This is a genomic window from Rhodococcus sp. D-46 (assembly GCF_011290655.1).
GTDB classification, from domain to species: Bacteria; Actinomycetota; Actinomycetes; order Mycobacteriales; family Mycobacteriaceae; genus Rhodococcus_F; species Rhodococcus_F qingshengii.
Genome location: NZ_JAANTF010000028.1, coordinates 4,930 through 10,012 on the forward strand (window position 1 = coordinate 4,930; position 5,083 = coordinate 10,012).

General features: G+C 58.1%; 4 protein-coding genes. 3 read left to right on the forward strand and 1 reads right to left on the reverse strand.

The annotated features are described in order from the left end of the window. The first annotated feature begins 119 nt into the window (after positions 1 to 119). From G9U53_RS32940 to G9U53_RS32950, 3 genes are read left to right on the forward strand one after another with little or no spacing between them, the layout of a single operon-like run. Positions 120 to 1,226: a tyrosine-type recombinase/integrase gene (locus tag G9U53_RS32940; protein WP_125050376.1), complete on the forward strand. Its 1,107-nt coding sequence runs from the start codon at positions 120 to 122 to the stop codon at positions 1,224 to 1,226. Next, entirely contained in the window at positions 1,223 to 3,430 is a 2,208-nt protein-coding gene (locus G9U53_RS32945) for a site-specific integrase (protein ID WP_052959762.1), read from the forward strand. The genes G9U53_RS32940 and G9U53_RS32945 overlap by 4 nt, the downstream gene beginning before the upstream one ends. Then, positions 3,427 to 4,026, forward strand: coding sequence for a DUF6262 family protein (locus G9U53_RS32950; RefSeq protein ID WP_047269065.1), 600 nt, complete (start codon positions 3,427 to 3,429; stop codon positions 4,024 to 4,026). Before G9U53_RS32945 ends, G9U53_RS32950 begins: the two co-directional genes overlap by 4 nt. Positions 4,027 to 4,069: 43 nt before the next feature. Here G9U53_RS32950 and G9U53_RS32955 read toward each other — a convergent pair whose 3' ends face one another. Continuing rightward, positions 4,070 to 4,669, reverse strand: coding sequence for an HNH endonuclease family protein (locus G9U53_RS32955; RefSeq protein WP_235808525.1), 600 nt, complete (start codon positions 4,667 to 4,669; stop codon positions 4,070 to 4,072). Between the last annotated feature and the right edge of the window lie 414 nt (positions 4,670 to 5,083).

Genomic DNA, 5,083 nt, shown 5'->3' on the forward strand with positions numbered 1-5,083 from the left:
AGTTATCTCTAGCGCCGCATCAGGATGAAGGCACGGTAGGCACGGCGTGTCGGTCGCCCTGTCCCTCATGGTTATCTAATAGCGTCTATGTCACAGGTGGGACAGCCATAGGAGTGGCGATGTCGTGTGCTGTAGAGAAGGTCATTTCACCGACGACGGGGCAGTCGGGTTGGGTGATCGTGGACGAAGAATCCATGCGCCCGGTCGCGGAGGCTTCCGAGTGGGTGCTGTTCATGCAAGGCGCCGGAAGGTCACCTCAAACAATCCGCGCATACGTTCCTCGGGTCTGTTGGTTCTTGAACTGGACTGCCGGTCGCGGACTGGATTGGCACGAGATTCGTGTAGGTGAACTCACTCGTTTCAAATTCGCCGTCGAACACACCCCAACCGTCCACTACCGGCTGCGCTCCGGCAGATCGGTCAACGCAGTGATGACCGCTGTCGTCGAATTCCTCAGGTTCTGCGGAATGCGTGGATTGGTCTCCGCAGATGTTGTTTCTGGGCTGTCCCAGCCCAAGTACCTGGCCTACGCACCCCGCGATTTCCACGAAGGTGAATCCGGTCAGCATCGGCTGATTCGTGCCAGAACCCTCAAAGCGCCGGAAGTCGTAAAGCCTCCGGAAATTATTACTGAAGAACAGTTTTCGCATGCTCTGAACTCCGCGAACACCGAACGAGACCGTTTTCTGGCGCTGTTGCTGGTTCGTTCCGGACTCCGAATCGGAGAGGCATTGGGTTCGCGCCGTAGCGACCTGCATTTCCTTCCGACCTCGGTTCATCTGGGATGCCAGGAACGTGGACCTCATGTTCATGTTGTTCGGCGTGAAGGCAATTCGAACGGTGCCCGCGCTAAAGGACAATCCCGAGTCGTACCGGTCAGCGACGAGGTGGTCACTCAGTATCGCGAGTACCTTCTCGAACGAGACAGCGTGCCCACCGCAATGACCTCGGACTTCGTGTTCGTCAACCTTCTCGGGCATCACGCCGGTTCGCCGATGTCGTATTCGAACGCAAAACAGATTGTGGAAAGGATCGGCAACCGTGCCGGTTTCCGATTGCGGCCCCATATGTTCCGGCATACGGCAGCCACAATCTGGACGCGCAACGGCACCGGTATCGACGTGGTTCAGTCGTTGCTCGGTCATGTGAGCCGAGCATCGACCGCGATCTATCAACACCCCGACGCGGAGGACCTGAGGGCGGCAGTGGAAAGAGTGGGCATATGAGCATCACCGCTCTACCCGTCGAGTCAAGTGCCCTCTCGACTGGAAACGAACAGACCTGGAAAGCGTGGTTGATCGAACGAATCGACCCGCAATGGCGAGTCGCGGAATGGGATTCACGCCGACAGGTATTCACCGGAGACGTCGACAACGAAATGACAGCGGTCTATCTGTGCCGAGTCGACCGATGCATGACGGTCGTGGAAATCTTCGACCGCCGTTGCAGGCGGTGCGAACGCCACCGCAAGCTCAACGGGACCTCACCTTCATTCTTCGACCGGACATTCGACCCCGATTCGGTTCCACGAAGAGACGAAAAAGCCTTTTCGAAAGTCGATTTCGAACTCAGTGAGGTGAACGGCACTGTTGCGGCGGAGATTATTTACGGAGTGCAGCAGCGTGACCGTGATCAGATCATCTTGGTTCCGATGCGGATCCGCAGCATAGTTTCCCACCTCCCACCGGATTGTCGCTCACTGCTCGATGTCGCCGGAAATCGCCAGTTCGAGAAGGCACTCGGAGCTGCAGCCGGTGGTGTGTTCCGGTCGTTGGTCACACATCTGCAGCGGGCGCACGTCGTGTACTCCGGTACTGATCCCACCATGGCCGACGTGTGGAAACCTGCCGTCGTGGGCCTGCAAGCTGCTCCGGACCGGCGATACAGTGCGGCCGGTGGCGTTGTGGACTTCCGAGAGATCAGACAGCGATGGCTTCGAGAGATCACCAAACAATTCGGCCGCGAGGTACGCCCACCCGTGACGACACTGCGGCACACCGTTCATGCCGCCGAAATCGCTTCACGGCAACTCTCGCTGCGCACGAACGGCGATCACCCCGAACTACTCGACCACGGTGACATGAGCGCTGTCGTCGAGGGTTTCCGCACCAGCGCCGATCGAGAGGGCAAGCCCCATTCCTTCACCCATCGACGATCATTGCTCGGGTGGTGGCGCCGACTTCTCGAGTTCTCACGCCGCACGGGCGCAATGGATGACATCCCCGGCTCCTTCGCACTCGATCTGCGTTCGCACACAATTGCCCAGGTCGAGACCAGCGAGGACGACTTCGGACGCACGATCCCCGAACATGTCATCGCACAACTCGATCAACACCTCGAGCTGCTGGGTAGGCACTCCACGTACTCCGCGCCGGGCTGGAACCCTGACGACTACGCCATGATGTATCAGACGGTCTACCAGATCATCCGGGACACCGGTCGACGCCCGAGTGAGATCGTCGGGCTCAAACGCTCATGCCTGGACTGGGTCGACGGCAAGCCCACACTCGTCTACGACAACCGTAAACGTCGCAGAATGGGGCGTAGATTGCCGATCAGCACTGCAACGGCAACCGTGATCGACCAATGGCTCGACCACCTTCAATCGCTGTCTGTTCCGGACACACTGTGCGACTGGCTCTTTCCCACGCCGGGAACCCGCAACAACATTCGCCGCGGGCACTTGAGCGGTGCGCAGTTCGGGTCCCGGGCCTTCGCCATCTGGATCGATGCAATCCCGGAACTTGTCGACGAAAGACTCGACGATGACGGAAACCCAGCTCTCTACGACAGATCAATGATCACTCCTTACGGATTGCGGCACTCCTACGCTCAGCGGCACGCTGACAACGGCACACCGGTGGACGTCCTACGCGAATTGATGGATCACCGCAGCGTCGACACGACCATGGGATATTTCTCCGTCACACTCAAACGTAAACGCCAAGCCACCGAGGAGATTTCGAAGTTCGCGATCGACAGGCACGGACGACCGGCGGGATTCACGTCGGTAACGGAGTACGAGCGACAGTCGGTGGCCGTGCCCTTCGGAAACTGCACCGAACCCTCGAACATCAAAGCCGGCGGCCAACACTGCCCGATCCGATTCCAGTGCGCAGGATGCTCCTTCTACCGACCGGACCCGTCCTACCGGCCCGCAATCGAGCAGCATCTCGCAGAGCTGCGCACAGACAAAGAAACTGCAATCGCCACCGACTCCGCGTCGTGGGTGATCACCAACTTCGACGCCCAAATTCACGCGTTCACGGACGTCATCTCGTCGATGGACGCAATGCTTGCCGACCTGCCCGCAGACCAACGCGCGGTCATCGACAACGCCTCCCGCGAACTGAGGAAAGCGAGGACCGCAGCTGCCTTCATACCGCTCGAGTCCGTAACCACCCACACGAACGAGGACGAACAACGATGACTGCCGATGACCGTGACATACGAACCCAACGGCTCATCGCCTCCCGTCGACGTGACAGCGCTGACAAACAACGCAGAACGCTGACAGTCATCGCCGACCTCTCATCCGCTGGCGAACGCATCAACATCAGCGAAATAGCGCGTCGCGCAGGCGTTTCTCCATGGTTCATCTACAACACCGCAGCAATTCGAACCGCCGTCGAACGCGCCACAGAAGAGCACTCCCACACCGCCACCAGAAGCAGCGCCGGACGCACGTCCGCTACGGCGGACAGTCTTCACGCCGAACTGTTGATGGCGCGTGAGGAAGTTCGGGCGCTACGAACGGACCGAACCAAGCTCGAGACCAAAGTGCAACTACTACTCGGCAACCAACTCGAACACCTGCCGCACGACACACTGCTCGCCCGTATCCACGAGCTCGAACAGATAGCAGCCGAGCTGCGCTCGGACCTCGACTCCGAACGCAGACGCGCCGACACCATGACAACACGAACCGAAGAACTCCAGGACGAGCTCACCGCCGCCCGCGCCTCACTCAAAAGGATGGTTCAAAGCGTTTCTCCAGCACGACGAATCGAAGCAATCGGCACATAAGAACACACCCCAGCAAGCATCGGAATCTACGCGGAACTGTGAATCAACACGCGGACAATACGGCAGACATCGCATCCTTCTCTGCTTGAGTCACCCACAGGCGGTAGACCGACTTCACCGTGATCTGCTTCGAGACGTAGGTGCATCGGTACGCCTTGTTCGGGGGAAGCCAGGATGCGGCATCGGAATCAGACTTCTTCGCGTTCGTCGGTCCATCCACCGGGATCAGATTTCGGGGATCGTTCGCCAGATTCGTGCGCTCCTGAAGACTCAATTGTTGCGCACCCTTCTGCCACGAATCGCTCAACGCGACCACATGGTCAATCTGAACTGCAGTCGAAGTATCCTGTCCCCGAACAAAATTGATCGTCTTTCCAGTGTAAGGATCAGCCAACGTGCCAGAGAGAACAACACATTGCTTCTTTCCTTCTTTGAAGACCACGTCAGTCAGCCGCGAAGCCAACAGATTATTGCGCGTATCGCACCCGTCATGCCCGAACTCCACATCGACATCATCAGACCATGCCTGACCGAACTGATCTCTGCTGTAACCAGTTTTCGGAGCACGCCCCTTCACCGGAAGCGTCTCCAACAGCGCAACGGAAGAAGCCACATCAACATCGTGCTGACCAGGGCTATCCACAGACAACGATCCTGCTGGGATCACATCCGCCAACGTCGTACTGCAACCGGAAATCGACAACCCGACCAAGGCAGTGACGGCAACCAGGAGGGAACGGGAACGCACCAAGCGACTATGCAACGTGAAACTCCTAAATCATATGCAGTGCAGAGGATCTGCACTCTTATCAACAAAACTCATGAGGATGATTGTCGGGAAATCCCGACATCAGACCAGGTGTGCTACACATCCACCGAACCCAATCAACCGGCCACGTGCGTGATTGAACATGCCATCGTCCCTATCCGTGCGGTCGAACCGGTCGACCGTCACACGAACTGACCATCGTCACTCACATAACTCACACCGTCGACATCGAACAATGGGGGCCTACCAGCAAGGTTTTGAGATATGTCAAAACTGCGTGCAGATAAT

Excerpts from the sequence above, each read along its gene's own strand:
- G9U53_RS32940 (WP_125050376.1), top strand. The coding sequence starts at position 120 with ATGTCGTGTGCTGTAGAGAAGGTCATTTCACCGACGACGGGGCAGTCG.
- G9U53_RS32945 (WP_052959762.1), top strand. The coding sequence starts at position 1,223 with ATGAGCATCACCGCTCTACCCGTCGAGTCAAGTGCCCTCTCGACTGGA.
- G9U53_RS32950 (WP_047269065.1), top strand. The coding sequence starts at position 3,427 with ATGACTGCCGATGACCGTGACATACGAACCCAACGGCTCATCGCCTCC.